The organism is Cognatishimia sp. (assembly GCF_964229375.1).
Lineage (GTDB): Bacteria > Pseudomonadota > Alphaproteobacteria > Rhodobacterales > Rhodobacteraceae > Cognatishimia.
Map to the genome: position 1 here is coordinate 1 of NZ_CAXREH010000103.1, position 25218 is coordinate 25218.

General features: G+C 57.0%; 32 protein-coding genes. 29 read left to right on the forward strand and 3 right to left on the reverse strand.

The features are described from left to right. The 22 genes from rpsN to rplQ form a co-directional block, all read left to right on the forward strand. Positions 1–274, forward strand: a 274-nt coding sequence (rpsN, locus tag ACEQWH_RS08020; protein ID WP_370229524.1) for a 30S ribosomal protein S14, incomplete at its 5' end; no start/stop codon positions are given. Between the two features lie 12 nt (positions 275–286). Further along, positions 287–679, forward strand: coding sequence for a 30S ribosomal protein S8 (gene rpsH / locus ACEQWH_RS08025; protein WP_370229527.1), 393 nt, complete (start codon positions 287–289; stop codon positions 677–679). Between the two features lie 11 nt (positions 680–690). Beyond that, positions 691–1224: a 50S ribosomal protein L6 gene (gene rplF / locus ACEQWH_RS08030; protein ID WP_370229529.1), complete on the forward strand. Its 534-nt coding sequence runs from the start codon at positions 691–693 to the stop codon at positions 1222–1224. An 11-nt stretch (positions 1225–1235) separates the two neighbouring features. After that, complete coding sequence (gene rplR / locus ACEQWH_RS08035; RefSeq protein ID WP_370229532.1) at positions 1236–1592, forward strand: 50S ribosomal protein L18; 357 nt, start codon at positions 1236–1238, stop codon at positions 1590–1592. A 114-nt stretch (positions 1593–1706) separates the two neighbouring features. Next, positions 1707–2270: a 30S ribosomal protein S5 gene (rpsE, locus tag ACEQWH_RS08040; RefSeq protein ID WP_370229534.1), complete on the forward strand. Its 564-nt coding sequence runs from the start codon at positions 1707–1709 to the stop codon at positions 2268–2270. 12 nt (positions 2271–2282) lie between these two features. Then, positions 2283–2471 (forward strand): 50S ribosomal protein L30, encoded by a 189-nt coding sequence (rpmD, locus tag ACEQWH_RS08045; protein ID WP_370229537.1) that lies wholly within the window; start codon positions 2283–2285, stop codon positions 2469–2471. 156 nt (positions 2472–2627) lie between these two features. Then, positions 2628–3014, forward strand: a complete 387-nt coding sequence (locus ACEQWH_RS08050; RefSeq protein ID WP_370229539.1) for a hypothetical protein — start codon at positions 2628–2630, stop codon at positions 3012–3014. Positions 3015–3072: 58 nt separating this feature from the next. Further along, positions 3073–3576, forward strand: coding sequence for an RNA polymerase sigma factor (locus tag ACEQWH_RS08055; protein WP_370229540.1), 504 nt, complete (start codon positions 3073–3075; stop codon positions 3574–3576). Further along, positions 3573–4331 (forward strand): anti-sigma factor, encoded by a 759-nt coding sequence (locus ACEQWH_RS08060; RefSeq protein ID WP_370229543.1) that lies wholly within the window; start codon positions 3573–3575, stop codon positions 4329–4331. The genes ACEQWH_RS08055 and ACEQWH_RS08060 overlap by 4 nt, the downstream gene beginning before the upstream one ends. Before the next feature lie 151 nt (positions 4332–4482). Beyond that, positions 4483–4698, forward strand: a complete 216-nt coding sequence (locus ACEQWH_RS08065; protein WP_370229546.1) for a DUF1127 domain-containing protein — start codon at positions 4483–4485, stop codon at positions 4696–4698. A 203-nt stretch (positions 4699–4901) separates the two neighbouring features. Continuing rightward, the gene (locus tag ACEQWH_RS08070; RefSeq protein ID WP_370229549.1) at positions 4902–5117 is read left to right on the forward strand and encodes a DUF1127 domain-containing protein; all 216 of its coding nucleotides are present in this window, start codon (positions 4902–4904) and stop codon (positions 5115–5117) included. A 263-nt stretch (positions 5118–5380) separates the two neighbouring features. Then, positions 5381–5854 carry a 50S ribosomal protein L15 gene (gene rplO, locus ACEQWH_RS08075; protein WP_370229551.1) on the forward strand — a complete coding sequence of 158 codons (474 nt, stop codon included), beginning with the start codon at positions 5381–5383 and terminating at the stop codon, positions 5852–5854. A gap of 105 nt (positions 5855–5959) precedes the next feature. Continuing rightward, complete coding sequence (gene secY, locus ACEQWH_RS08080; RefSeq protein ID WP_370229554.1) at positions 5960–7321, forward strand: preprotein translocase subunit SecY; 1362 nt, start codon at positions 5960–5962, stop codon at positions 7319–7321. Beyond that, positions 7318–7893, forward strand: coding sequence for an adenylate kinase (locus ACEQWH_RS08085; RefSeq protein WP_370229557.1), 576 nt, complete (start codon positions 7318–7320; stop codon positions 7891–7893). The genes secY and ACEQWH_RS08085 overlap by 4 nt, the downstream gene beginning before the upstream one ends. 142 nt (positions 7894–8035) lie before the next feature. Further along, complete coding sequence (locus ACEQWH_RS08090; protein ID WP_370229560.1) at positions 8036–8620, forward strand: YceI family protein; 585 nt, start codon at positions 8036–8038, stop codon at positions 8618–8620. A gap of 65 nt (positions 8621–8685) precedes the next feature. Then, entirely contained in the window at positions 8686–9060 is a 375-nt protein-coding gene (locus tag ACEQWH_RS08095; RefSeq protein WP_370229562.1) for a cytochrome c family protein, read from the forward strand. 25 nt (positions 9061–9085) lie between these two features. Beyond that, entirely contained in the window at positions 9086–9622 is a 537-nt protein-coding gene (locus ACEQWH_RS08100; protein ID WP_370229565.1) for an RNA polymerase sigma factor, read from the forward strand. Further along, positions 9612–10352 (forward strand): hypothetical protein, encoded by a 741-nt coding sequence (locus tag ACEQWH_RS08105; RefSeq protein WP_370229568.1) that lies wholly within the window; start codon positions 9612–9614, stop codon positions 10350–10352. Before ACEQWH_RS08100 ends, ACEQWH_RS08105 begins: the two co-directional genes overlap by 11 nt. 248 nt (positions 10353–10600) lie before the next feature. Next, the gene (gene rpsM / locus ACEQWH_RS08110) at positions 10601–10969 is read left to right on the forward strand and encodes a 30S ribosomal protein S13 (RefSeq protein ID WP_209355422.1); all 369 of its coding nucleotides are present in this window, start codon (positions 10601–10603) and stop codon (positions 10967–10969) included. Between the two features lie 15 nt (positions 10970–10984). Then, entirely contained in the window at positions 10985–11374 is a 390-nt protein-coding gene (rpsK, locus tag ACEQWH_RS08115; RefSeq protein ID WP_209355423.1) for a 30S ribosomal protein S11, read from the forward strand. 111 nt (positions 11375–11485) lie between these two features. Beyond that, positions 11486–12502, forward strand: a complete 1017-nt coding sequence (locus ACEQWH_RS08120) for a DNA-directed RNA polymerase subunit alpha (RefSeq protein WP_370229571.1) — start codon at positions 11486–11488, stop codon at positions 12500–12502. Positions 12503–12668: 166 nt separating this feature from the next. Continuing rightward, a complete protein-coding gene (gene rplQ / locus ACEQWH_RS08125) occupies positions 12669–13088 on the forward strand; it encodes a 50S ribosomal protein L17 (protein WP_370229574.1) in 420 nt (139 codons plus the stop codon). 48 nt (positions 13089–13136) lie between these two features. Here the strand turns inward: rplQ and ACEQWH_RS08130 are convergent, their stop codons facing one another. After that, positions 13137–13526 (reverse strand): thiol-disulfide oxidoreductase DCC family protein, encoded by a 390-nt coding sequence (locus tag ACEQWH_RS08130; protein ID WP_370229576.1) that lies wholly within the window; start codon positions 13524–13526, stop codon positions 13137–13139. Between the two features lie 167 nt (positions 13527–13693). Here ACEQWH_RS08130 and ACEQWH_RS08135 point away from each other — a divergent pair, with 167 nt between their 5' ends. After that, the gene (locus tag ACEQWH_RS08135; RefSeq protein WP_370229579.1) at positions 13694–14743 is read left to right on the forward strand and encodes a TauD/TfdA family dioxygenase; all 1050 of its coding nucleotides are present in this window, start codon (positions 13694–13696) and stop codon (positions 14741–14743) included. Here the strand turns inward: ACEQWH_RS08135 and ACEQWH_RS08140 are convergent. Beyond that, complete coding sequence (locus ACEQWH_RS08140; RefSeq protein WP_370229581.1) at positions 14740–16371, reverse strand: AMP-binding protein; 1632 nt, start codon at positions 16369–16371, stop codon at positions 14740–14742. The two genes, ACEQWH_RS08135 and ACEQWH_RS08140, sit on opposite strands and share 4 nt — an antisense overlap. A 213-nt stretch (positions 16372–16584) precedes the next feature. Here ACEQWH_RS08140 and ACEQWH_RS08145 point away from each other — a divergent pair, with 213 nt between their 5' ends. The 3 genes from ACEQWH_RS08145 to ACEQWH_RS08155 all read left to right on the forward strand — a co-directional run bounded on the left by ACEQWH_RS08145 (position 16585) and on the right by ACEQWH_RS08155 (position 20724). Beyond that, positions 16585–17895 carry a ferric reductase-like transmembrane domain-containing protein gene (locus ACEQWH_RS08145; RefSeq protein ID WP_370229583.1) on the forward strand — a complete coding sequence of 437 codons (1311 nt, stop codon included), beginning with the start codon at positions 16585–16587 and terminating at the stop codon, positions 17893–17895. Positions 17896–18007: 112 nt separating this feature from the next. Next, positions 18008–19393: a trypsin-like peptidase domain-containing protein gene (locus ACEQWH_RS08150; protein ID WP_370229586.1), complete on the forward strand. Its 1386-nt coding sequence runs from the start codon at positions 18008–18010 to the stop codon at positions 19391–19393. 17 nt (positions 19394–19410) lie between these two features. Continuing rightward, complete coding sequence (locus tag ACEQWH_RS08155) at positions 19411–20724, forward strand: replication-associated recombination protein A (protein ID WP_370229588.1); 1314 nt, start codon at positions 19411–19413, stop codon at positions 20722–20724. Position 20725: 1 nt separating this feature from the next. Here the strand turns inward: ACEQWH_RS08155 and ACEQWH_RS08160 are convergent, their stop codons facing one another. Then, the gene (locus ACEQWH_RS08160; RefSeq protein ID WP_370229590.1) at positions 20726–22147 is read right to left on the reverse strand and encodes an amidase family protein; all 1422 of its coding nucleotides are present in this window, start codon (positions 22145–22147) and stop codon (positions 20726–20728) included. 345 nt (positions 22148–22492) lie between these two features. Between ACEQWH_RS08160 and ACEQWH_RS08165 the strand changes: the two genes are divergently transcribed. The 3 genes from ACEQWH_RS08165 to ACEQWH_RS08175 all read left to right on the forward strand — a co-directional run bounded on the left by ACEQWH_RS08165 (position 22493) and on the right by ACEQWH_RS08175 (position 25074). Continuing rightward, positions 22493–23188 carry a response regulator gene (locus ACEQWH_RS08165; protein ID WP_370229592.1) on the forward strand — a complete coding sequence of 232 codons (696 nt, stop codon included), beginning with the start codon at positions 22493–22495 and terminating at the stop codon, positions 23186–23188. An 11-nt stretch (positions 23189–23199) separates the two neighbouring features. Beyond that, positions 23200–24291, forward strand: coding sequence for a sensor histidine kinase (locus ACEQWH_RS08170; protein ID WP_370229594.1), 1092 nt, complete (start codon positions 23200–23202; stop codon positions 24289–24291). A 123-nt stretch (positions 24292–24414) separates the two neighbouring features. After that, a complete protein-coding gene (locus tag ACEQWH_RS08175; protein ID WP_370229596.1) occupies positions 24415–25074 on the forward strand; it encodes an alpha/beta hydrolase in 660 nt (219 codons plus the stop codon). Positions 25075–25218 lie beyond the last annotated feature (144 nt).

Here is a 25218-nt window from a genome sequence, read left to right on the forward strand (position 1 = left end):
AAAGCGCGAACGCCTGGTTGCAAAATATGCTGCCAAACGTGCCGAGCTTAAAGAGATCGCAAACGACGAAAGCAAGCCAATGGAAGAGCGTTTCAAAGCGCGTCTGAAACTGGCGAAACTGCCGCGCAACAGCTCGGCTACACGTCTTCACAACCGCTGTCAGCTGACCGGTCGTCCTCACGCTTACTACCGTAAGCTCAAGGTCTCCCGTATTGCACTGCGCGAGCTGGGTTCTGCTGGTCAGATCCCTGGCATGGTTAAATCTAGCTGGTAAGGAGAGAGCATTATGAACGATCCTATCGGTGATATGCTGACCCGTATCCGCAACGGTCAAATGCGCGGCAAGTCCACTGTGTCTTCGCCTGCATCTAAACTGCGCGGCTGGGTTCTGGATGTATTGGCTGACGAAGGCTACATCCGCGGCTACGAAAAGACGACTGACTCCGAGGGCCACCCGGCTCTGGAAATCAGCCTGAAATACTTCGAAGGCACTCCTGTCATTCGCGAACTGAAGCGGGTTTCTAAACCTGGTCGTCGCGTTTACATGAGCGTCGGTGACATCCCAACCGTCCGTCAGGGCCTGGGTGTGTCGATTGTCTCCACCTCTAAAGGTGTGATGTCTGATGCAAGCGCGCGCTCCAACAACGTTGGCGGCGAAGTGCTTTGCACGGTCTTCTAAGGAGAAGCTGAATGTCTCGTATTGGTAAAAAACCGGTCGAGCTGCCCAGCGGCGTAACTGCCACTGTCTCCGGCCAGACCATCGAAGTGAAAGGTCCAAAAGCGACCCATAGCTTCACCGCAACTGATGATGTCACTCTGACTGTTGAAGAGAACGCTGTTAAAGTCACGCCTCGCGGCATGTCCAAGCGCGCTCGCCAGCAATGGGGTATGTCCCGTACTGTTGTGCAAAACCTTGTCACCGGCGTGACCGAGGGCTTCAAAAAAGAGCTCGAGATCGTTGGTGTTGGTTACCGTGCACAGATGCAGGGCAACACTCTGAAGCTGGCACTGGGCCTGTCCCACGACGTCAACTTTGAAGTTCCAGCCGGCGTTACGGTCACTGCACCGAAGCCGACTGAGATCATCATCGAAGGCACCGATCCACAACTCGTTGGCCAAGTCGCGGCAAATATCCGCGAATGGCGTAAGCCAGAGCCTTACAAAGGCAAGGGCATCAAATACAAAGACGAGTATATCTTCCGCAAGGAAGGTAAGAAGAAGTAAGGACCAGACAAATGGCAAACAGCAAACGGGAACTGTTCCTCAAGCGCCGCCTGCGCGTCCGGAACAAACTTCGCAAGGTCAACGTTGGCAAGCTTCGCTTGTCCGTGAACCGCTCCAACAAAAACATCAGCGCACAGCTGATCGACGACGTTCAAGGCGTGACTCTGGTTTCTGCTTCCTCTTTGGAAAAAGACCTGAACACCGGCAAGAACAACATCGAGACAGCAACCAAAGTGGGCGCTGCAATCGCAGAACGTGCGGTCAAAGCTGGCTACACCGAAGCGTATTTCGACCGGGGCGGTCGTCTCTTCCACGGCAAAGTGAAGGCTCTGGCCGAAGCTGCGCGTGAAGGTGGCCTGAAAGTCTAAGTGTTGCGGAGGACGTTCGCGTCCTCCCGATGATCCGGGGGCTCTGGTTCGCCAGTGCCCACCAGGATTGGACAAAACGGCGCCTAGACGCGCCAGAAAACAAAGGAATGCCAAATGGCAGAACGTGAAAACCGCCGGGGTCGCGGTCGCAACCGCGAAGAAGAAACCCCAGAATTCGCAGACCGCTTGGTCGCGATCAACCGCGTCAGCAAAACCGTCAAAGGCGGTAAGCGCTTTGGCTTTGCTGCTCTGGTAGTTGTTGGCGACCAAAAAGGCCGCGTTGGTTTCGGTAAAGGTAAAGCGAAAGAAGTACCTGAAGCGATCCGCAAAGCGACCGAGCAAGCAAAACGTCAAATGATCCGCGTTCCACTGCGTGAAGGCCGTACTCTGCACCACGACATCGAAGGTCGTCACGGCGCAGGCAAAGTCATCATGCGGACAGCACCAGAAGGTACCGGTATCATCGCCGGTGGTCCAATGCGTGCGGTATTTGAGATGCTGGGCGTTAAGGACGTTGTTTCCAAGTCCATCGGGTCTCAGAACCCTTACAACATGATCCGCGCAACCATCGACGCACTGGGCAAGGAATCTTCCCCACGTCAGGTTGCTGCACGTCGTGGCAAAAAAGTTGCTGACATCCTGAAAAAGGACGAAGCACCTGCGGAAGCAGAAGCGTAAGGAGCTTGATCAATGGCTAAAACCATCGTCGTAAAACAGGTCGGTTCTCCGATCCGTCGTCCAGCAGATCAGCGCGCAACTCTGATCGGTCTGGGTCTGAACAAGATGAACAAAACCCGTGAGCTGGAGGATACTCCTTCGGTGCGTGGCATGATCAACAAGATCCCACACATGGTGAAAATCATCGAAGAAAAAGGCTAAGTCCCTTTTCGACAAGACATTGAAAAGCCTCCGATTTTTCGGGGGCTTTTTGCTTTTTTGAAGTTTTTTTGTCGTGGTGCGGAATAAATCCGGGCCGGGATCGTAAGTGAAGTATCTGCAGCAGAAACAGACACCCTCACTTAGGAGACCTTAACGATGAACCGCTTTATTATCCTCGCCGCCACTGCTGCATTTTCCGTCACCGCCTGCGCGTCCTATGCCGCAGGTCACGGCCACAAAGACGTGAAACTGTCGGATGCCGGCTATTTTACCGATGGCCATGACATGACCCTATACACGTTCGACAAAGACGATGCGGGCAAGTCCAACTGCAATGCCGGCTGCGCCAAAGCTTGGCCTCCGCTGATCCTGGAAGGCAAGGCAGATGCGCTGCCCGAGGGCTTCAGCGTGATTTCCCGCAAAAACGGCGATCAACAGGTAGCTTATAACGACCAACCGCTGTACCTCTGGGTACAAGACAAGAAGCCTGGTCAAACGACAGGCGACGGCGTCGGAGGCACCTGGCACCTTGCAAAACCTTAATGGTTTTGTGGGCGGGCGGCTTCCCCGGGCCGCTCGCCACCCTTAACGGAGGCCCTTTATGGCCACTTTTGATGCGCAGCTTAAAGAGTCGCTCCCGCACCTTTGGAGGTATGGGTTTTCCCTGACACGCGCACACCACCAGACAGACGATCTGGTACAGGACACGGTCGAACGGGGCATCCGAAAGCGCAGTCTTTGGGACGCGCTGCATCCTCTGAGGCCCTGGCTTATGAAAATCGAACTGAACATTTTCCGCGACAAGTACCGTGCGCAGAGCCGTGCGCGCGAAGTTGCGATGGAAGATGACTGCGACGTCGGATCAGACGACCGCACCGTCGAAGCCCGCTCGGAACTGCGCGCGGTTATGAAGCGCATGAATGATCTGCCTGACGAGCAACGCCAACCCTTGCTTTTGGTGTCCGTCGGTGGCCTGAGCTATGCGCAGGCTGCTGAGGTACTGGATGTTCCGATTGGAACGATTATGTCTCGGATATCGCGGGCGCGGGCGTTCCTGAATCAGGAAGCAATGCCTCAGGTGCCCGGCATTCGGAGCGCGACATGAGTGACTATCGCAACATAGAAGAGCAGATCAGCGCCTATCTTGACGCCCAGATGACGCCTGAGCAACGGGCAACGTTTCAAGCGGAAATGGCAAAGGATGCAGAGCTTGCTGCGCGGGTTCAGAAATGGGCCAATACAGAAGCGTTGTTCGCCGAGTCGATCCCGACACCATCTGCGGCGCATCTGGATGCATTGGTGGCGTCACAGACCGTCGCCAATCGCACCCAAAGGCCTCTCGCGCGTGTGGCGGCGATGCTTGCGGTCTTTGCGTTCGGCGGTATCTGCGGATATGGCCTCAGCCAGCTGACCACCCAGACGTCGACCACAATCATTGTGCAGGCCACCATGGGCGCCACCAATTCGCACCGCGTGTTTGCCGCCGAAAAACGTCATGCCGTCGAGGTTTCAGCCGACGAAACCGAGCATCTGCAAACCTGGCTGGCAGACCGCATGGGGCGCGAGATGACGGTGCCGAACTTGTCGGCCTTTGGGCTGACGTTCCTTGGCGGGCGGATGCTGCCGTTTGATGACCGGGCGGCGGCGCAGTACATGTATGAAACGGCGGACGGCAAACGAGTGACGCTGTTCATGACGCGCTTGGACCAAGAGGAAAACACCGAGGTTCAGGTTCTGCAAGACGCAGGGCTTACGTCTTTGCGGTGGCAAAGCGGCGCCTGGATTTTCGTGCTGACCGCGCCTTTGGAACAGCAGCAAATGGCACCGATCCAGGTCGAAGTCAAAGATACCCTGCTTTAAAGACGCGCGATCAGAAAGCTATGCATTTGATGCATATCGGCCTGTCCGTATTGGCGATTGTTGCTGGCCCGCCAGAGGGTTAAGTCTGTTTGCAAGTGGAGGAAAGACACTCAAGGCCAATCGCTTGGCCACCGTATGAAGGATTAATTCCATGGCAAACGCCGTTTCCATCGCCCCATCCGCAAACCCAGTTGTTGCCTACGTTCGTTCCGCGATTTCTGCACTGCAAGACTGTCTGGCAAAGCGCAAAGTCTATGTGACAACCCTGCGCGAGCTGCAAACCCTGAGCAACCGCGAGCTGGCGGATCTGGGCATGTCCCGCGCATCCATCTCTAGCATCGCCTATGAAGTTGCTTACGCGAAATAAGCCCTACTGACATCGTCGGTTCTGTGTAACGCCCTCGGATTTCCGTGGGCGTTTTGCTTTCCGGGACCGTTGCGATTCCTGCATGGCGCTACGGCGGGTTTGTGCGTTGTTAGGGGCAGGGGCGCTGGCTATATCCGCCGTGTCAAAAAGACGAAAAACACATCTCCGAAAAATACGTTTCGGACCTTTCAAAGGAAAAGATAATGGCTCAGACCATCACAAATATTCAACCAGACTTCGGCTTCACCAAACGCGTTCAAGCTTTTGTCGCGGCCTATCGCGAAGCACGTCTGGAACAGCAGAAATACAATCAGACCTTCCGCGAGCTGGACGGCCTGAGTGACCGTGAATTGGCAGACATCGGCATCCGCCGCGGCGACATCGCCGACATTGCCCAGCGTCACGTTTTTGGCGCGTAAGTCGCAAGATACGGGATAGGGCGCCCAGATTGGCCATCAGCGAGATTGCTGGCCATTTTCGCCGCCCTGTCCACAGCCCAACCTGCTGAAATGCAGATAGGCTTCGCACCAAGGTGCGACAGGGCGCGAAGGCCTATTGATTCCATCAGATAACAGGCCTATACGCCCCCAGTGGCGAGTCTCGTCACAGAATCAACAATCAAGAAAAGCCGTGTTTGGCCCGCTTACGCTTCAGGGGTCAGTTCCGGCAAAGGAGAAGCGATATGAAACTGCACGAGTTGCGTGACAACCCAGGTGCCGCCAAGAAACGTATGCGCGTTGGCCGTGGTCCGGGTTCCGGCAAAGGTAAAATGGGTGGCCGTGGTATCAAAGGTCAGAAATCCCGTTCCGGTGTTGCGATCAACGGCTACGAAGGCGGCCAAATGCCTTTGTACCAACGTCTGCCTAAGCGTGGCTTCAACAAGCCAAACCGCAAGGCATTCGCCGTTGTAAACCTGGGCCTGATCCAAAAATTCATCGACGACGGTAAACTGGACGCCAAAGCAGCGATCACCGAAGATGCTCTGATCGCATCCGGTCTGGTTCGCCGCAAAAAAGACGGCATCCGCGTGCTGGCGAAGGGCGAAATCACCGCCAAAGCCAACATCGAAGTGACCGGCGCATCCAAGTCTGCTGTCGAAGCTGTCGAGAAAGCGGGTGGCTCTCTTACAGTCACATCCGCGGCAGCGGCTGAATAAGAGGTTGTGAGCGGGCATCTGACCCCTTACATACTCCTCTGAGTTTTCTAAGACGCCGCCAGAGCCGAAAGCTCTTGGCGGCGTTTGTATTAAAGAGAGATCCTAATGGTATCTGCAGCAGAGCAAATGGCAGCGAACACCAGTTGGTCCGCATTGGGCAAAGCAACTGACCTTCGCAACCGCATCTTTTTCACCATCGGACTGTTGATCGTTTATCGTCTTGGCACCTTTATCCCGGTTCCAGGCATCGACACGATCGCGCTCCGTGAATTCATGGAACAGGCAGCCGGTGGTATCGGCGGTATTCTGACCATGTTCACAGGCGGCGCACTGGGACGGATGGGGATTTTTGCTCTTGGCATTATGCCTTACATCTCGGCGTCCATTATCGTTCAGCTTCTGACCTCGATGGTTCCGGCACTGGAACAGTTGAAAAAAGAAGGCGAGCAAGGCCGCAAGAAAATCAACCAATACACCCGCTATGGCACCGTGGCTCTGGCGACGTTGCAGTCCTATGGCCTTGCTGTTTCGCTGCAATCGGGCGAGCTGGTCACCACGCCGGGTCTCTATTTCATCATTGCCTGCATGGTGACGCTGGTGGGCGGTACGATGTTCCTGATGTGGCTGGGTGAACAGATCACCGCACGCGGCATCGGCAACGGTATCTCGCTGATCATCTTTGTTGGCATTATCGCTGAAATTCCAGCTGCGCTGGCTCAGTTCTTTGCCTCCGGTCGCTCTGGTGCGATCAGCCCTGCGGTTATCGTAGGCGTGATTGTCATGGTCGTTGCGACGATCGCCTTCGTGGTCTTCATGGAACGCGCTTTGCGCAAGATCCACATTCAGTACCCGCGCCGTCAGGTCGGGATGAAGATGTACGACGGTGGCTCGTCCCACCTGCCAGTTAAGGTCAACCCGTCAGGCGTTATCCCGGCGATTTTCGCAAGCTCTCTGCTGCTGTTGCCGACCACGATCTCGACCTTCTCGGGCAATAACACCGGCCCGATCATGTCGACCATTCTGGCATATTTCGGCCCTGGTCAGCCGCTCTATCTGCTGTTCTTTGCTGGCATGATCGTGTTCTTCGCGTATTTCTACACCTTCAACGTGTCCTTCAAGGTCGACGAAGTTGCCGACAACTTGAAGAACCAGAACGGCTTTGTTCCAGGTATCCGTCCAGGTGCAAAAACGGCCGAGTATCTTGAGTATGTGGTGAACCGGGTTCTGGTGCTGGGTGCGGCCTATCTTGCGGCAGTTTGTCTCTTTCCAGAGATTTTGCGTGGCCAACTGGCAATTCCTTTCTATTTTGGCGGCACATCCGTGCTGATCGTGGTTTCGGTCACCATGGACACGATCCAACAAGTCCAAAGCCATTTGCTGGCACACCAGTATGAAGGGCTGATCGAAAAATCACAGCTGCGTGGCCGGGGCAAGCGACGCGGTAAAAAGGGAGCTGCTCGTCGATGAACATTATTCTGCTTGGCCCTCCGGGCGCAGGAAAGGGGACCCAAGCGGGTCATCTGGTAGAAACCCGGGACATGATCCAGTTGTCCACTGGCGACATGCTGCGCGCCGCAAAGACTTCGGGAACTGAAATGGGCAAGCGGGTTGCCGAGGTCATGGACCGCGGCGAGCTTGTGACAGACGAGATCGTGATCGGCTTGATCCGCGAACAGCTGGAAGGCGACAAAAAGGGCGGCTTCATCTTTGATGGCTTCCCACGCACGCTGGCACAGGCAGACGCGCTGGAAGCCTTGCTGAACGAGTTTGGCGAAAAGCTCGACACTGTGATCGAAATGCAGGTCAACGACGAGGTTCTGGTCGAACGTATCGTCAACCGTGCAAAAGAAGCGGTGGCTGCCGGTGGTACGGCCCGGGCGGATGACAATGAGGAAAGCCTCAAGATCCGTCTGATGGAATACTACAAAAAGACCAGCCCGCTGATTGGTTACTATCACGCGAAAGGCAATCTGACGTCGATTGACGGCCTCGCGAGCATCGAAGAGGTTCAGGGCTCTATCGCCAAGATCCTCGGCTAAGCCAGTCAACACATCAATTCAAAAAGCCTTCGGTTTTCCGAAGGCTTTTTTTTGGAAAAAAAAGTTTGAATAGTTTTCGGCGCTGCCGCGTTGACCTCTCAGAACCGCAACAAACAGCACACAGAAGTCTTGGGAGGACGTCATGAAAACTATTCTAAAGGCAGCAATGGCCGCCGCGGTATTGGCAACACCTGCAGCCGCCGGAGGCCACGCGGCCTGGACCTCGGTCGCCGATGAAAGCCTGATCGCATTTGGATCGATCAAAAAAGACGCGGTCGGCGAAGTTCACACATTCGAGGACGTGACCGGAACCGTGTCAGACGCCGGCGAGGTGTCGATCTCGATCCAGTTGGCCTCTGTCGAAACCAACATCGACATTCGCAACGAACGCATGATCGAACACGTGTTCAAAGGGTTGGACGCTGTGGCGGAACTGACCGGCTCTGTCGATATGGACGATGTCAGCGCCTTGGACGTCGGAGCGACGATGGTCACGGATTTTGAAGGCGAGCTGAGCCTGGCCGGTGTGTCATCAGAGATTGAAACCGAAGTCTTTGTCGCGCGTCTGAGCGAAGACCGTGTTTTGGTGACGACCTCTGACATCCTCATGCTGTCGACAGCAGACATCGGCGTGACCGCAGGTGTCGACAAGCTGATGGAACTGGCCAGCCTGTCTGGCATCACCCGCGTCAGCCCGGCCACCATTCGCATGGTGTTTGAAAAGTAATCCCCCAGTTCCGGGGGCTCCGCGTCCCTAATGAGGCTCCCGGAACACCTTTTTGGAGGCATCACATGGTTAAGTTTGCACTGACTGTCGCGACATTGATCACTCTGTCCTCGGCTGCAATGGCAGAGGGTGACATCAAAGCCGGCAAGAAAGTCTTTAAGAAATGTAAGGCGTGTCACAGTCTAAAGGCAGGTGACAACAAAGTCGGGCCGACGCTTTACAACATCATTGGCGCGATGTCCGGCGCCAACCCGGATTTCCGCTATTCCAAAGCAATGTCTGAGGCCGGATTGATCTGGGACACCGACACACTCGCGGCGTTCTTTACCAAACCCAAGGATCTGGTGCCCGGAACGTCTATGGCCTTTGGTGGTCTGAAGAAGCCTGCGCAAGTTGACGATCTGATCGCCTATTTGCAAAGTGAAATGGAAACGGAGTAAGCGCTAAGCCAATGTCTGGATTCCAATGCTAAGATCGCTGCGCCGCCAGTCGCCTCTGCAAGAGGTTCAATCCGGTTTGCCCTCGGTTTTCCCACGTATCTGGCGTTATGCGTTTTCGCTGACGGGGTCCAGAGACGGGGCCGATGACCTTGCGCAGGCGGCCTGTCTGCGTGCGATTGAAAAGGCCAGCCAATTCAAGTCCGGCTCGCATTTGGATCGTTGGATGTTCCGCATTACTCATAACCTCTGGATTAGCGAAGTGCGCAAAGATCGGGTCAGAAAAGGCGGCGGGTTGCCGGTTGTCGATGTGTCCGAGATACCGGATCCGGCCCAGTCTCCAGAGCAGGCTTACGACCGCAAAGAGGTTCTGAAATCTGTTTTGGATTTACCGGAGGCACAGCGCGCGACGGTGTTTTTGGTGTATGTTGAGGGCTATTCTTACAAAGCGGCGGCTGAAATACTAAATATCCCATTGGCCACGGTGATGAGCAGACTGGCCACAGCGCGCGCAAATTTGGGGCGAAAATTCCGCGATCAGGAAGGGGTGAGCAATGCAAGATAGACATTTCTCGGACGAAGAGCTCGTCGCATTCCTTGACGGCGAAGACGACTTCGCGCCTGTCGCGGCTATCAAAGCGGCCCTTGCCCAAGATCCGTCTTTGGTGAAGCGGCTGGATGCCCTGCGGCTTGATAAGGCCGCGCTTGCGGAAAGCTTTGACTTGCTGAGCGCACCAGAGTTTGTCGATGTTCCCCTTGCAGCTGCGCAGCCAAAGCGCGGCTGGGTTGGCGTGGCCGTGGCTGCCTGCCTCGCACTTGCGATTGGCTTTGGGGCAGGCACGTGGACCCGCGAGAAACCTTTGGACGGGTGGGTGGCCTATGTGGCGGCCTATCAGGCGCTTTATACAAACGCGACGTTGGACCACATCAGTCAGACACCCGAACAACTGAGTCAGGAACTCGCTCGGGTCGGGTCGGCGATCGGAAAGGACTTTGATCTGGCAGGTCTCACCGAATTGGACGAAGTGGATTACAAGCGCGCGCAGGTTTTGGCCTTTGAGGGGCGTCCACTGGTGCAACTGGCCTTTGCCACCAAAACCGGCGTGCCGATCGCGCTGTGCATTATTCGCGCGGGCGAGTCAGCACCCACTGAGGCCGTGATGAACACGTTGCGGCTGGAAGGGCTGAGCTCCGCGACCTGGGCGCAGGGGGACTATGAATATCTGCTGATAGGCGGCACCGAAGACGGTCTTATCAAACGGATGGGGCAGGCCTTTCGGTCTTTGGAGATTTGACCTATATACACGCCAGCGCGCGGCGAAAATTGCCGAGCTTTGGGAATAGGTTGATAAACGGTTGACCCAGCCCTTTTTCCCCCTTAAAGCAACCCATCTCTATCAGAGAATCAAATTCCGCTTTGTGGGTCGCTCCCACTTGGCAGAGCACCTCGATCAGCTATAGCCCGGTGGCAAAAACGCCTCGGGCTTATGTTGTGAAAAAAGGTTCTGGCGCTACGGAACCGCAACGAAAAGGAAAGACATACGTGGCACGTATTTCTGGCGTGAACATCCCGACGCACAAGCGCGTCCCGATCGCCCTGACTTATATCACCGGCATTGGCCATACATCCGCGAAAGCGATCTGCGAAGCAGTGAACATCGACGAAACCCGTCGTGTGAACGAACTGTCTGACGCAGAGGTTCTGGCAATCCGTGAGCACATCGACGCAAACTACACCGTAGAAGGTGACCTGCGCCGCGAAGTGCAAATGAACATCAAACGCTTGATGGACCTGGGCTGCTACCGCGGTCTGCGTCACCGTCGTAACCTGCCGGTTCGCGGTCAGCGTACCCACACCAACGCTCGTACTCGCAAAGGCCCTGCAAAGGCCATTGCTGGTAAGAAGAAATAAGGGAGGGTCTGACCAATGGCACGTGATCGTCGCGTAACCAAGCGTAAGGAACGTAAGAACATCGCAGCAGGTGTTGCGCATGTTAACTCTTCCTTCAACAACACCAAGATCCTGATTTCTGACGTTCAGGGCAACGCAATTTCCTGGTCTTCTGCGGGCACCATGGGTTTCAAAGGCTCTCGTAAGTCTACCCCATATGCGGCTCAGATGGCTGCGGAAGACGCGGGCAAAAAAGCACAAGAGCATGGCGTTAAGACCCTTGAGGTCGAAGTCCAAGGCCCAGGCTCTGGTCGTGAATCCGCGCTGCGTGCGCTGGCTGCAATTGGCTTCAACATCACATCTATCCGTGACGTGACCCCAATCGCACACAACGGCTGCCGCCCTCCAAAGCGTCGCCGCGTATAATTGAACTACCCGCTGGGGCCGCGTTTTTCGCACGGCCCCAGTCCGTCATTTTGAAACCTCGGGCGTTTGACCCTGATTGATCATGGGGGTTGAACAAGAATGGAGGGACGCATGATCCACAAAAACTGGGCAGAATTGATTAATCCAACCCAGCTTGAAGTTAAGCCGGGCAATGATCCGATGCGCAAGGCGACTGCCATCGCAGAACCGCTGGAGCGTGGCTTTGGCCTGACGCTCGGCAACGCGCTGCGTCGCGTTCTGATGAGCTCTCTGCAAGGGGCCGCGATCACCTCTGTGCAAATCGACAACGTGCTGCACGAGTTCTCTTCTGTGGCAGGTGTGCGCGAAGACGTCACCGACATCATCCTGAACCTCAAGCAGGTTGCCCTGCGCATGGAAGTCGAAGGCCCTAAGCGTCTGTCGATCAATGCCAAAGGTCCGGGTGCTGTGACTGCGGGTGATATTTCTGACTCTGCGGGCATCGAAGTTCTGAACAAAGAGCATGTGATCTGTCACCTGGATGACGGCGCGGATCTCTACATGGAACTGACCGTCAACACTGGCAAAGGCTATGTTTCTGCAGACAAGAACAAGCCAGAAGACGCGCCAATCGGCCTGATGCCAATCGACGCGATCTATTCTCCGGTCAAGAAAGTCTCCTATGACGTTCAGCCGACCCGTGAAGGTCAGGTTCTGGACTATGACAAGCTGACGCTGAAGATCGAAACCGATGGGTCCATCACACCTGAAGATGCGCTGGCATTTGCTGCGCGTATTCTGCAGGACCAGCTGTCTATCTTCGTGAACTTTGATGAACCAGAAGCAGCTGGTCGTCAGGACGAAGATGATGGTCTTGAGTTCAACCCACTTCTCTTGAAGAAAGTGGACGAGCTGGAACTGTCTGTCCGCTCTGCGAACTGCCTGAAGAACGACAATATCGTTTACATCGGCGATCTGATCCAGAAGACCGAAGCAGAAATGCTGCGCACGCCGAACTTCGGCCGCAAGTCTCTGAACGAGATCAAAGAAGTGCTGTCCGGCATGGGTCTGCACCTTGGCATGGACGTGGACGACTGGCCACCAGACAACATCGAAGATCTGGCGAAGAAATTCGAAGACGCGTTCTAAGCGTTAGAAACAAGGGTAGGGCGGGCTTTAGCCCGCCACCCACCAATGAATGCCCGGACATCCGGGGACAAAACGGGCAATCCTGCCCCAAGGAGAGTTTCCCGCCACGCATGGGAAGCCAGACAAAGCACCGGCCAAGCAAGGCCACTGAAAAAGGAATGAAATTATGCGTCACGCACGTGGTTACCGCCGCCTGAACCGTACACATGAGCACCGCAAAGCGATGTTCGCGAATATGGCGGGCTCTCTGATCGAACACGAACAGATCAAAACAACGCTGCCAAAAGCAAAAGAACTGCGCCCGATTGTTGAGAAACTCATCACTCTGGGCAAACGCGGCGATCTGCACGCGCGCCGTCAGGCCGCAGCGCAGCTGAAGCAGGACAAGCATGTTGCGAAACTGTTTGAGGTGCTTGGCCCACGTTTCGCAGAGCGTAAGGGTGGCTACATCCGCGTTCTGAAAGCGGGCTTCCGCTATGGCGACATGGCGCCAATGGCGATTATCGAATTCGTTGAGCGCGACGCGGACGCCAAAGGCGCAGCAGACAAAGCACGTCTGGCCGAAGAAGACGCGGCAGCAGAATAAGATTTAGATCTTCAGGATCTGACAAAGCCCGCCTCTTGGCGGGCTTTTTTATTTCGCGCCGATCAGTCCACGCGCTTTGCGGCGTTGATGACGGTTATAGATCACGCGGGCCACGATATTGGCGTAGCCCCAGCTGCAAATGTGATAGATCCCCGGAACACGGGCGATCCGGGCGGCCAACCGATAGCGCGGCATTTGTTCCCAAAGCACCAGAAACGCGTCCCAGCCCACAAACAGTTGCCCATTGTGCATGACGTGCAAAAGCCGTGTTGCCTCGTCTTCCGAGACGCCCCATTCCGCTAGGTCGATATTGTTGAGGTCTTCAAACCCGACGGGCAAGGACCGTTTCTTGGAATAGTCCTCATAGTGGCACATCTCTGCACTGCAAACGGGGCAGTCGCCATTATAAAGCGCGCGAGTATTGGGGGATTGCGACATGGGCTTTCTCCATCTCTTTCCGTCTTCGATATAGGGCTGCCGACTGCCCAAGGCAATCCAACGAGACGTCTTGCCGCATACACTCGGGTCTCAGACCCAAAAATAATTTCTCTACATATCGGCGCTTTTTGTGCAGGGTTGCGACAGATCAAAAAAAGGATGCTGATATGACCCTCTCGCTTCCCGAAAAAATTGTCGGTCCCGCGGCGTGGACGGGGGCCGAGATGCAAGAGCGAGATGACATCTGGCTTTATCATCTGACGCCATCTGACATCGACGATATCGAACAGGCGGCAGAGCATTACCTGTCTTTGGGCCGCGACATCGGCGAAATCCGCAAAGAGGATTTCCCTTTACCGGTCTTTGGCGCGCATCTGGCAGCATTGAAGGATCGTCTTATCAATGGGCACGGGTTTGAGGTGCTGCGCGGTCTGCCTGTCGCTCAATACACTCAGGAAATGGCCGCAGCGATTTTTTGCGGCATTGGCGCGCATCTTGGTTCGGCCCGGTCGCAAAACGCGCAGGGTCATATCCTGGGGCATGTGCGCAATATCGGTGCTGATCCCAATGACCCCAACGCCCGGATCTATCAAACTGCCGCGCGACAGACGTTTCACACGGACAGTGCCGATATCGTGGGGCTGATGTGCCTGAGGGACGCCAAAGAGGGCGGAGACTCGCTGCTGGTAAGTGCGGAAACCATCTATAACCGCATGCGCGCCGCGCGCCCGGATCTGTTGCAGCTGTTGTTTGATCCGATCGCCACAGACCGTCGTGGCGAGGTGCCCGAGGGGATGGATCCGTTTATGACCATCCCGCCTTTGAACTGGCACGCAGGCAAGCTGACGGTCTTTTATCAGCGTCAGTATATCGACAGCGCACAGCGGTTTCCCGAGGCGATGCGCCTGACGCCCGCCCATGTAGAGGCGCTGGATATGTTTGATGCGCTTGCCAATGATCCGTCATTGCATCTGAAAATGCGGCTGGACCCGGGCGACATGCAATTTGTCTACAATCACGCGCAACTGCATGACCGCACTGGGTTCACCGACTGGCCAGAGCCGTCAAACCGCCGTCACCTGTTCCGACTGTGGTTGTCTCCGACTGGCGACAGAGCGCTGCCCGAGGTCTTCGCGCAGCGCTATGGCAGTTTGGAAATTGGCAATCGCGGCGGGATTATCACCGCCAATACGCGCTTGCACGCGCCTTTGGATTAACCCAGCAGCCGTTTGCGCAGATCGCCACGAATGATCTTGCCGGTCGTGGTCAGCGGCATGGCGTCAACAAAATGCAGCTCGCGCGGGTACTCATAGGCCGCCAGACGTGCTTTGACGTGGGCCGCGATGTCTGATGACAGCGCGCTTGACGGGGCATGCCCCTCGGCCAGCTGAACAAAGCCCGTGACGATTTCACCGCGGATCGGATCAGGTTTTCCGACCACGCCTGCCATTGCCACGGCTGGATGCGTCAGTAGGCAATCTTCGATTTCGGCCGGGCCAATCCGGTAGCCGCTGGAATTGATGACATCATCGTCACGTCCTACAAAGGCAATCCGGCCCGACTGGGTTTTCATGCCCTGATCCCCGGTCAAAAGCCATTTGTCGCCGTTAACCGTTCTGAATTTCTTCTCTGTCGCCTCGGGATTATTCCAATAGCGCAGGAACATAACAGGGTCCGGCGCACGCACCGCGATGTCGCCCTGTTCGCCGATGCCCGAAGGCTCGCCAGTTTCAACATCCAGAATGTCCAGATCATGGCCCGGCACGGCAAAGCCCATCACACCGGGTTCCGGCGGTTCTAGATCTGCGCAGGACGAGACAATCATGTTGCATTCAGTCTGGCCGTAAAACTCGTTGATCGTTGTGCCAAGCACCCGCTGGCCCCAGTCGATCAGCTCTTTGCCCAGCGGCTCGCCGCCACTCGCGACAGAGCGCATCTGCAGCCCAAAGCTTTCCGCCTCCGGAGAGAGGCGCATCATCTTCAGGGCCGTCGGCGGAAGGAAGGCGTTGCGAATGCCCTGCGACTTGATCAGATCAAACGCCGCCTCGGCGGTGAATTTCTTGAACCGGCAGGCCACCACAGGAACGCCATGGTGCAGGGCGGGCAGGAGCACGTCCAACAGGCCTCCGATCCAGGCCCAATCTGCTGGTGTCCAGATTTTATCACCGGGCTGCGGCAGGAAGTCATGGCTCATTTCCACGCCGGGCAGATGGCCCAGCAAGACCTGATGGCCATGCAACGCGCCCTTGGGGTTGCCCGTGGTGCCAGAGGTGTAAATCAGCACCGCCGGATCCTCGGCGCGGGTGGCAATCGGGGTGAAACGGTCACTTTGCGCCGCGCAGGCTTCGTGAAACCCAAGGCAAACCTCATCCGCACCGTCCACCGAAATGATCGTGCGCAGATTTGGCAGCTGTTCTCTGATGTCTTGCAGAATACGTGCGCCTGCTGCGTTGGTGATCACCACCGACGCGCCTGAGTCGCTCAGGCGATAGGCCAGCGCGTCTGGGCCGAAAAGTGTGAACAACGGCTGCGCGATGGCACCGATCTTATAGATCGCGATGTGGCTGACGGCCGTTTCAACACATTGCGGCAAGAGCACGCCAACACGGTCACCAGCCTCGGCCAGATCAGACAAAACATGCGCCAGCCTAGAAGACATAGACCGCAGATTTTCATAGGAATAATCCTGCGCTTGCCCAGTGGCATCAATGTCGACAATTGCCAGGCGATCCGGCTCGACAGAGGCCCAGCGGTCGCAGACATCGACGCCGATGTTATAGAACTCTGGCACGTCCCAGCGAAACTGAGCGCGTGTTTCTGTAACGGTATCCTGACGATGCAACATGTTGGGCTCCCATTAAATGAACGATCGTTCATTTACGGAAAATGCGTCAGAGATCACCGGCTGTCAAGTTGCATCCATCCAGAGCCCCCGTTTCGACCAAAAGTTTATGCCCGAAGGAGCCCTAGTGCTCAGATTTCAAAGCGCTCGACTTTGACGGTGGGGGCAAAGGCCTTAATAGTCGGTGTCAGCCAATTGCCAACACAGGACGTCTTTATGTCACTTCGCCCATTCGGACTGGTTTTGACCGCCGCCGCACTTTGCACCCCAATGATCTGGTGGCCTCAGATTGCGGCAGGACGCGATGTGATCGCCTTGTTCAGCCAGTATCTGGGCATCTGGGCCTTGATCGCAATGGCGCTTTTGCAGGTGATCGCAACCCGCTGGCCCGGCGTCGAGGCGATTTTCGGTGGGCTGGACCGCGGGTACATTCTGCACAAATGGCTGGGCATCGGCGCGATGGCTGCGATCCTGCTGCACGATACCATCGACGCCGAGATGGATGGCCTGGGGCGTGAAACCGCCCTAGTCGAAGTGGCGGAAACCCTCGGCGAAATCAGCCTCTATGGGATTCTGATCTTGGTCGTGATTACGATTGCCACCTTTATTCCATATCACCTGTGGCGGTGGACCCACCGACTGATGGGCTTTTTCTTTATGGCCGGTGCGTTCCACTATCTGTTTATCCTGAAACCTTTTGCCAACGGCGATCCGCTTGGCCTGTACACCAGCGCGTTTTGTGCCTTAGGGATCGTGGCTTTCGTCTATCGCCTGTTGCCGGCCAGCATGCGCGCGTCAAAGCGCTATACGGTGACGGAGATCTCGGAAACCGGCAATGCGCTGGCGATCACGATGGCTCCAAAATCGCGGGCGTTGAAGCACAAAGCAGGGCAATTCGCGTTTCTCAGCATTGAGGGCGCCGAGCCGCATCCCTTTACGATCTCGAGCGCCCCGCGCGAAGATGGCAGCCTGCGGATGACGGTCGCCAAGCTTGGGGATTACACCAATCGATTGGCGCACAGGCTGAACACGGGCACAGAGGTCAAACTGGAGGGACCGTTTGGACATTTCGAACGCCGCAATACCAAAGACCCCGAGGTCTGGATTGCGGCAGGTGTCGGTATCACGCCGTTTCTGGCATGGTCCGAGGCGCTGGATCCCACAAGTGGGCCTGTGCATCTGGTCTATTGCATCCGCGACGAGGCCTCTGCGGCCCATCTTTCCGAGGTGACAGCATTGGCCAATGCAAAGCCAAACCTGACGCTGCACATTCAGAACTCTGCGAAAGACGGCCGCGCAAGTGCTGACAGCATTCTGGCCAAAACCGGTGTGTCGACAGAGCGTCTGACTGTCGCTTTCTGCGGGCCGAAGCCGATGCGGGTTGCCTTGCTTGAAGGGTTCCGTCGCGCTGGTGTATCTGGTGGCAGATTCAAGTTCGAAGAGTTCGAAATTCGAACCGGTATTGGCCTGCGTCGACTGGCTGCGTTTTTGTTTGAACGCGTTGTGGCCCCCAAGCGCAACGCGTGATCCCAGCGATGGGCGCAACTTGGCCGGGGTTTTGCCCCGGCCTTTTGGACTCTTGCAATGCCGCGCGGGTCTGAACATATCTGATCGCATATGAACCGACCAAGGACATCGCATGATCCGTCTTACCCTTGCCGCCCTCTCGCTTGCGCTCGCGTCTGTCGTGGCTGCGGACACAAAAGTTCCCACCAGTCAGCTAGAGATCCAACTGGGCTTTGCGCCACTGGTCAAAGAGGCCGCGCCTGCCGTGGTCAACATCTATGCAAAACGCGTGGTGGAAACCCGTCAAAGCCCGTTTCAGGGCGATCCCTTCTTTCAAAACCTGTTCCGCGATTTCGGCACGGCCCGCCCTCAGGTGCAGAACTCGCTGGGATCAGGCGTTATTCTATCGGGCGATGGCATCGTGGTGTCCAACTATCACGTCGTGGGAATGGCGACCGATATTCGGGTGGTGTTGAATGATCGCCGAGAGTTTGCGGCGCGGGTTTTGCTGGGCGATCAGCAAAGCGATCTTGCGATCCTGCAACTTATCGATGCCCCGCGTGACATGCCGCATCTGACCCTGCGTGATAGCGATACGGTCAATGTGGGCGAGCTGGTTCTGGCCATCGGAAACCCGTTTGGTGTGGGGCAGACGGTCTCCAGCGGCATCGTCTCGGGTCTTGCGCGCTCGGGCACTGCGGCGGGGGCCGGGCAGGGGTATTTCCTGCAAACCGACGCACCGATTAACCCGGGCAATTCCGGTGGCGCGCTGATTGATATCAATGGTGATCTGATAGGCATCAACACACGCATTCTGACGCGCTCGGGCGGCAGCAACGGCATTGGCTTTGCCATCCCCACCAATCTGGTTGCGCAGTTCATGACGCAGGCGGCGGCCGGAAACGACAGCTTTATGCGCCCGTGGGCGGGGGCGTCTGGTCAGTCTGTCGACGCCGATATGGCTGAAAGCCTTGGGATGGACCGGCCCGGCGGCATCATGATTTCTGGGCTGCACGAGGCCAGCCCGCTGCGCACGGTCGGTCTGGCCCCTGGGGATGTTATCCTGGCCGTCGACGGCCAGCCGGTGAACACCGGATCGGAAATGATTTTCCGGATGTCCGTTGCGGGACTTGGGTCTGAAGCTGATTTGACCGTGCTGCAGAACGGTCAGGAAAAAATTTTGTCGGTCGCGCTGACGCCTCCGCCAGAGGTGCCTGCACGCGATACAGTTACCACGGGACGACGCTCTGCGATCCCCGAGATGACCCTGTCAAACATCAACCCCGCCGTCATCGCCGAAGCGCGCCTGCCATTGGGCGCGACAGGGGTGATCGTTCAGGATCCGGGACAGATCGGCGGCCGTGTTGGTCTGCGGCGTGGCGATATTCTGCGAGCGGTCAACGGCGATGAAACGCCGGATACGAAATCTGCGGAGCGTGCCTTGCGAAAAGCGGGCAGCCGTATCACCTTGGCCGTCGAGCGCGGAGGCCAACAGATTCTCATGCGCTTTCGACTCTAAGCACGAAGGCACCCCCTATGGCTGATCTTTTCGGAGACCCAGAGACCCCTGCTGTTGACACTGCGCCGCGCCCTCTGGCGGATCGGCTGCGTCCGAAAACCTTGCAAGAGGTCATCGGTCAAGAACAGGTGCTGGGGCCGGATGCTCCGTTGGGGGTGATGCTTGAGGCAAACAGCCTAAGCTCGCTGGTCTTTTGGGGACCGCCCGGCGTTGGCAAGACCACCATCGCGCGTTTGCTGGCGCAGGAAACGGATCTGCACTTTGTTCAGATCTCGGCGATCTTCACGGGCGTTCCTGATCTGAAGAAAGTGTTTGAGGCCGCCAAAATCCGGCGGGCGAACGGGCAGGGCACTCTGCTGTTCGTTGATGAAATCCATCGTTTCAACAAAGCGCAGCAGGACGGGTTCCTTCCGCATATGGAGGACGGCACGATCCTGTTGGTCGGGGCAACCACCGAAAATCCCAGTTTTGAGTTAAACGCAGCGGTCCTGTCGCGCGCGCAGGTCTTGGTGCTGGAGCGTCTGAACCTGGCCGACCTAGAGCGTCTGGCGCAACGTGCCGAACAAGAGCTTGGCAAAGCACTGCCGCTGGCAGGTGGCGCACGCGAGGCGCTGCTTGAGATGGCTGATGGTGACGGGCGCGCGTTATTGAACCTGATTGAACAGGTGTCCGCCTGGAAGGTCGACGGCAAGCTGTCGACAGATCAACTTGCCACGCGGCTGATGAAGCGGGCGGTGAACTATGACAAGTCGGGGGATGAGCATTACAACCTGATTTCCGCGCTGCATAAGTCGGTGCGCGGATCAGACCCGGATGCCTCTCTGTATTGGTTCGCCAGAATGCTTGAAGGCGGCGAAGATCCACGGTTTCTGGCGCGCCGCCTGACGCGTATGGCCGTCGAAGATATCGGCCTTGCGGATCCGCAGGCGCAGGCGGTCTGCTTGCAGGCTTGGGAAACTTATGAACGTTTGGGCTCGCCCGAAGGCGAACTGGCGCTGTCTCAGGCGGTGATCTATCTGGCCTTGGCACCCAAGAGCAATGCCAACTATGTGGCCTATAAGGCGGCTCGCAAGGCGGCCAAAAAGACCGGCTCGATGATGCCGCCCAAGCATATCCTCAACGCCCCGACAGGTCTGATGGAAGATCAGGGCTATGGCGCTGGATATGCCTATGACCACGACGCCGAAGACGGGTTCTCTGGTCAGAACTATTTCCCGGAAGGTATGAAGCGCCCGGACTTCTTTGTTCCCGTGGAACGCGGATTTGAACGGGAGCTTGCCAAGCGCGTCGCATATTTCGCCAAGCTGAGAGCGCAGCGCAGCAAAGGCTAGGTTACATGCGGTCCCACAGCGTCGGGGCCGTTGGCGGAATGCGCTGTTCTATGGCTTGCATGGCGTCCACGATCAGATCCTCGCGCCACCTGCGACCCGCGATTTGAACGCCGATTGGCTTGGGCCCCTCTTTTGTCTGGGCAATATGCGTCGGGATGTTGCCTGCGGGCAGGCCCGTATAGCTCATGACGAAGGACCAATGCGCCTGACCCAGCACGTCGCGCACGCCCTCTGCACCTTCGGTGTCACGTCCAGGCGCAAAGAAGGGTTTCAGCATGAATGGCGTGAGAACCAGCGGATAGTCTTCCAGAAACTCTGACCAGGCACGGGCATAGCGGGTGCGCTCTGCCAGTTGGGTCAAAAGCGCGTCGCCTTCGAAAACCGGGAACTGGCGGAAGTACTCGTCAAAGATCTCGTTGATCGTGTCAGACCCGTGCTCTTTGATGTCAGGCCCGATCAAGGCTTTGACCTCGCCCAGCAGGGTTCGATAACCAATGTCGCCGGTTTCCTTGGCCAAAGGCGGCTGCACTTCGGTGATGGCATAGCCTGCATCTGACAGGGCCGAGGCGGCTTTGTCGATTGCGGTTGCAACGTCTGGGTCCAGTCCAAAGCCGAAATCATCGCGGGTGACGGCCACTTTAATCTGCCCCTCAATTGGCGCGCCGCGCCAGGGCAGGGGAACATGGTATGGGTCGCGCGCGTCTGGTGCGATGACCGTCGGCATGGACAGATGCAGATCGGATGCGCTGCGCGCAATGATCCCTTGTACGGACATGCTTTGGGCCAGCAGGCCGCGTTCTTTCTTTTGGGACGGCGCAAAGGCTGGTACGCGGCCAAGTCCTGGCTTTACGGTCACCGCGCCATTGGCCGAGGCCGGAAACCGCAGCGATCCGCCAATATCGTTGCCATGCGCCAGCGCGCCGATGCCTGCCATAACCGCAGAGCCAGCACCGCCAGAAGAGCCGCCTGCCGAGATATGCTGACCCCAAGGGTTATGCGTGCGCCCAAACAGCGGATTGTCCGTATCGGCACGAAACGAAAACTCTGGCGTGTTGGTGCGCCCGATGATGACAGCCCCTGCTGCCCTTAGACTGCGCACAATGGGAGAGTCATCAGGGGCAATGATATCCTTGAAGGCCACCACGCCGTTTGATGTGGCATAGTCTTTCTGATCAACGTTGATCTTGATGGTCACTGGAACGCCATGCAGCGGACCTTTGGGCCCAGAACTTGCGTCGAGCGCTTCGGCTTCGGCTCGGGCTGTGTCCGCGCAGCTGTCTACCACGGCGTTCAGATCAGGGTTCACGGCCTCCATGCGGGCCAGTGCGGCTTCGGTGACGTCGATTGCTTTGAGCGCGCCAGAGTGTGTGGCCTCGACGATTTCAGAGGCGCTCAATTTCCAGGTATCGGTTTTCTGTGTCACGGTGGCCAATCTCTTTCTCGGGGTTCAGTCCCCGTTTACGTCACACTCTGCGACCTATTTTGTGTTAGGCTAGTATATTCGCTACAGGATCTCATCCCTTTTTAGGCAAAGTCGCGGGACGTCATTTCAAAAAACTCTGCTTAGAATTGAATGTCACAACCGTGTTCGGACCCGTCAAATGGCGGTGAACCCTGCGCATGGCGTGGTCTCTCCACGTAATCTCCATCGTATCTTCGCGCAGCATCGACCAAGTCTGGCAAGACTGACCGCAGCCGTTCTGGAACCGCTTGCACCGCAGGCAACAGGAGCGCACACTCACGTCAGACCAATGGATCAAGCCTTCTTATGACCGATGATTTTCAACCGCTTGTCATGATTGTCGAAGATGAACCGGATATTGCCTCGGTTCTTGTCGCTTATTTTGAGCGCGACGGCTTTCGCACCGTCGCGGCGCGGGATGGCGAAACGGCGTTGGCACAGCTGGATATGTTGCGACCGGACATCGTTATTCTGGATGTGAAATTGCCCAAAAAGGACGGCATCGAAATCCTGAAAGAGATCAATCAGCGCGGCACAACGCCCGTCATCATGGCGACCGCGCTGGGCGAGGATCTGGACAAGCTGCTGGCCTTGCGTCTGGGGGCGGACGACTATGTTGTGAAACCTTTCAATCCGATGGAAATCGTCGCTCGCGCGCGGGCCGTTCTGCGCAGATCGCAGGGCAAGAGCGAAACCAAACTGCAGGCAGGCCTTGTCGAGATCGACCAAGACAGCCACAGCGCCTTTGTTGTGCAGGGTGAGAACCGGCGGTCTTTGGATCTGACCCTCACCGAGTTTCGCCTGCTGGCGCATATGGTACGCGCGCCACGGCGGGTGTTTTCGCGCTCGGATTTGCTGGATGCCTGCCTTGCCGACAGCGATGCCGTCGAGCGCACAATCGACAGCCATGTCAGCCATCTGCGTAAGAAGCTCGCGGCGATGGGCGCGGAAGATCACATCTGCAGCGTACGCGGTGTGGGCTACCGGTTGCTGCCACAATGATGGGCGCGGGCATGTTCAGAAAACTGTGGTTCCGTCTGGCGCTGTGGTTTGTGGCGCTGCTGTGTGCGTTTTTCGTTTTGTTTACGCTTGCCTATATTGTCGTCGACATAGCGTTTCTGGCCACTTTGTCCGAGGCCGAGCGCGAGGCGTTCTTTGCTGCCGACGATCTGAGTGCGGCGCTGGACCCGATCTCGGAAAATGTGACGATACTCTTGGGTCTGGGCGTCGCCATTCCGCTATCGGTCTTCGCCAGCACCATTTTGGCAATGCGGATCACCAAGCCGATTTCTGATGTTGGCCAAGCGGCGCAGGCGGTGGCCAGCGGAAACCTGTCGGCTCGCGCGCCAGTGCCGCGGTCGCAGGAAGGTGGTGAAATTGGGGCTCTGATTGAAAACGTCAACAGCTTGCTGGATATGGTGCAGGCCTCGGATCAACAGATCAAAGAGGACGCCGCGGCCATCGCGCATGAACTGCGCACCCCGCTGGCCGCGCTGCAAATGAAGCTGCATGGCATGATTGATGGAGTTGTCGATGTCTCGACAGACGAGCTTCAGCGTTTGCTGGCGCAGTCGCAGGTTTTGGCGCGCGTCGTCGAAGATCTGCGAACCCTGTCGCTGGCTTCGCGCGGGGATCTGACCTTGGTGCCGGCAAAAACCGACCTTATGGCTCTGGTGCGGTCGGTGGTGGGAATTCACGCCAAGCCTTTGGACACCGCCCAAATCACTGTCGTGCTTGCGGGTGAGGCTGTTGTTGCCGACGTCGATCCTGATCGCATGCGGCAGGCACTGTCCAACCTTATCGAAAACGCAATCCGATATGCAGCCGAAGGCGAGACGTTGGACATCTCGGTTTCAGCAGACCAAGACACGGCGCGACTAGTCGTGGCGGATCGCGGCCCCGGTCTGGACGTTGATTTTCGCGCAGTAGTTTTTGAACCCTTTCAACGCGCCGAAGCCTCTCGCTCGCGAGAGCTTGGCGGCTCGGGTCTAGGCCTCTCAATCGTCAAAGCCATAGCCGAGGCGCATGGCGGAAGCGTCGGGGCGCGACCACGCGATGGGGGCGGGCTTGAGATCCACATCGACCTGCCGCTGACAAACGCCTGACCTCTCCACAAAACCTCCATCAAACGCGAATGATGTCGCAACGGGCGTTTCTTATTTGGGTGTCATCACTTCCCAACCAGAGCGCTCGCAGCGGCGGGGCTCTCGCGAAACAAGGATCGCAAAATGAAACATCGCATGACCCGCTTGGGTGGATTTACACTGTCGGCCCTAGTTGTTCTGGGCGTCTCGGCCTGCAGCCTCGCCTATGAAGACGTGACTGTTCAAAAGAACGGAAAAACTCTGGATGTGACCGGCGTCATCGACGCAGACACTGTCGAGACGATCAGCGCAGCCCTCGCGGACTCGCCTGAAATCACCACACTGAGACTGGTCAATGTTCCGGGGTCTGCGGATGATGAAGCCTCTCTGAACGCCTTGGCGGCTTTGGTCAAAGACAACAATTTGGCGACACGAGTTCCGGCCAATGGTTTGGTTGCATCAGGCGGCACTGATATGGCTGTCATGAGCAAGAACCGTGTCATTGAAAAAGGCGCCTGCGTCGGGGTGCACAGCTGGGCCATCGGCAATCTGTTCGGCTTTGACTCAGGGGCTGACCTGCCGCGCTCCGACGAGGCGCACGATCTCTATCTGGATTTCTACGAAACGGTGAACGTGCCAGCGTCGTTTTACTGGTTCACACTCGAGGCCGCGTCGCCTGAGGGCATGCACTGGATGTCGGCAAAGGAAATCAACCGCTTTAATCTGAGCAAAGTGCGTCTGGACGAAACCCCGACCGAGACCGCAGCCGAGCGCGAAGCCCGCTGCAACGCATTGGTGTTCTGATCCGCCAGTTCCGCAGCGCGTCTGACACGCGATCCCCAAAGCCGCCCCGTATCGGGCGGCTTTTCTTATGCCCCTTGCCCGAAGCTGCGCGCCGCAACATTGATTGAAAATCTGGCAAATCCCCATCACAAAATCCTGCTACGG

Bases quoted from the DNA above. Each gene is read 5' to 3' on its own strand.
- rpsH (WP_370229527.1), top strand. From the start codon at position 287: ATGAACGATCCTATCGGTGATATGCTGACCCGTATCCGCAACGGTCAA.
- rplF (WP_370229529.1), top strand. From the start codon at position 691: ATGTCTCGTATTGGTAAAAAACCGGTCGAGCTGCCCAGCGGCGTAACT.
- rplR (WP_370229532.1), top strand. From the start codon at position 1,236: ATGGCAAACAGCAAACGGGAACTGTTCCTCAAGCGCCGCCTGCGCGTC.
- rpsE (WP_370229534.1), top strand. From the start codon at position 1,707: ATGGCAGAACGTGAAAACCGCCGGGGTCGCGGTCGCAACCGCGAAGAA.
- rpmD (WP_370229537.1), top strand. From the start codon at position 2,283: ATGGCTAAAACCATCGTCGTAAAACAGGTCGGTTCTCCGATCCGTCGT.
- ACEQWH_RS08050 (WP_370229539.1), top strand. From the start codon at position 2,628: ATGAACCGCTTTATTATCCTCGCCGCCACTGCTGCATTTTCCGTCACC.
- ACEQWH_RS08055 (WP_370229540.1), top strand. From the start codon at position 3,073: ATGGCCACTTTTGATGCGCAGCTTAAAGAGTCGCTCCCGCACCTTTGG.
- ACEQWH_RS08060 (WP_370229543.1), top strand. From the start codon at position 3,573: ATGAGTGACTATCGCAACATAGAAGAGCAGATCAGCGCCTATCTTGAC.
- ACEQWH_RS08065 (WP_370229546.1), top strand. From the start codon at position 4,483: ATGGCAAACGCCGTTTCCATCGCCCCATCCGCAAACCCAGTTGTTGCC.
- ACEQWH_RS08070 (WP_370229549.1), top strand. From the start codon at position 4,902: ATGGCTCAGACCATCACAAATATTCAACCAGACTTCGGCTTCACCAAA.
- rplO (WP_370229551.1), top strand. From the start codon at position 5,381: ATGAAACTGCACGAGTTGCGTGACAACCCAGGTGCCGCCAAGAAACGT.
- secY (WP_370229554.1), top strand. From the start codon at position 5,960: ATGGTATCTGCAGCAGAGCAAATGGCAGCGAACACCAGTTGGTCCGCA.
- ACEQWH_RS08085 (WP_370229557.1), top strand. From the start codon at position 7,318: ATGAACATTATTCTGCTTGGCCCTCCGGGCGCAGGAAAGGGGACCCAA.
- ACEQWH_RS08090 (WP_370229560.1), top strand. From the start codon at position 8,036: ATGAAAACTATTCTAAAGGCAGCAATGGCCGCCGCGGTATTGGCAACA.
- ACEQWH_RS08095 (WP_370229562.1), top strand. From the start codon at position 8,686: ATGGTTAAGTTTGCACTGACTGTCGCGACATTGATCACTCTGTCCTCG.
- ACEQWH_RS08100 (WP_370229565.1), top strand. From the start codon at position 9,086: ATGCTAAGATCGCTGCGCCGCCAGTCGCCTCTGCAAGAGGTTCAATCC.
- ACEQWH_RS08105 (WP_370229568.1), top strand. From the start codon at position 9,612: ATGCAAGATAGACATTTCTCGGACGAAGAGCTCGTCGCATTCCTTGAC.
- rpsK (WP_209355423.1), top strand. From the start codon at position 10,985: ATGGCACGTGATCGTCGCGTAACCAAGCGTAAGGAACGTAAGAACATC.
- ACEQWH_RS08120 (WP_370229571.1), top strand. From the start codon at position 11,486: ATGATCCACAAAAACTGGGCAGAATTGATTAATCCAACCCAGCTTGAA.
- rplQ (WP_370229574.1), top strand. From the start codon at position 12,669: ATGCGTCACGCACGTGGTTACCGCCGCCTGAACCGTACACATGAGCAC.
- ACEQWH_RS08130 (WP_370229576.1), bottom strand. From the start codon at position 13,526: ATGTCGCAATCCCCCAATACTCGCGCGCTTTATAATGGCGACTGCCCC.
- ACEQWH_RS08135 (WP_370229579.1), top strand. From the start codon at position 13,694: ATGACCCTCTCGCTTCCCGAAAAAATTGTCGGTCCCGCGGCGTGGACG.
- ACEQWH_RS08140 (WP_370229581.1), bottom strand. From the start codon at position 16,371: ATGTTGCATCGTCAGGATACCGTTACAGAAACACGCGCTCAGTTTCGC.
- ACEQWH_RS08145 (WP_370229583.1), top strand. From the start codon at position 16,585: ATGTCACTTCGCCCATTCGGACTGGTTTTGACCGCCGCCGCACTTTGC.
- ACEQWH_RS08150 (WP_370229586.1), top strand. From the start codon at position 18,008: ATGATCCGTCTTACCCTTGCCGCCCTCTCGCTTGCGCTCGCGTCTGTC.
- ACEQWH_RS08155 (WP_370229588.1), top strand. From the start codon at position 19,411: ATGGCTGATCTTTTCGGAGACCCAGAGACCCCTGCTGTTGACACTGCG.
- ACEQWH_RS08165 (WP_370229592.1), top strand. From the start codon at position 22,493: ATGACCGATGATTTTCAACCGCTTGTCATGATTGTCGAAGATGAACCG.
- ACEQWH_RS08170 (WP_370229594.1), top strand. From the start codon at position 23,200: ATGTTCAGAAAACTGTGGTTCCGTCTGGCGCTGTGGTTTGTGGCGCTG.
- ACEQWH_RS08175 (WP_370229596.1), top strand. From the start codon at position 24,415: ATGAAACATCGCATGACCCGCTTGGGTGGATTTACACTGTCGGCCCTA.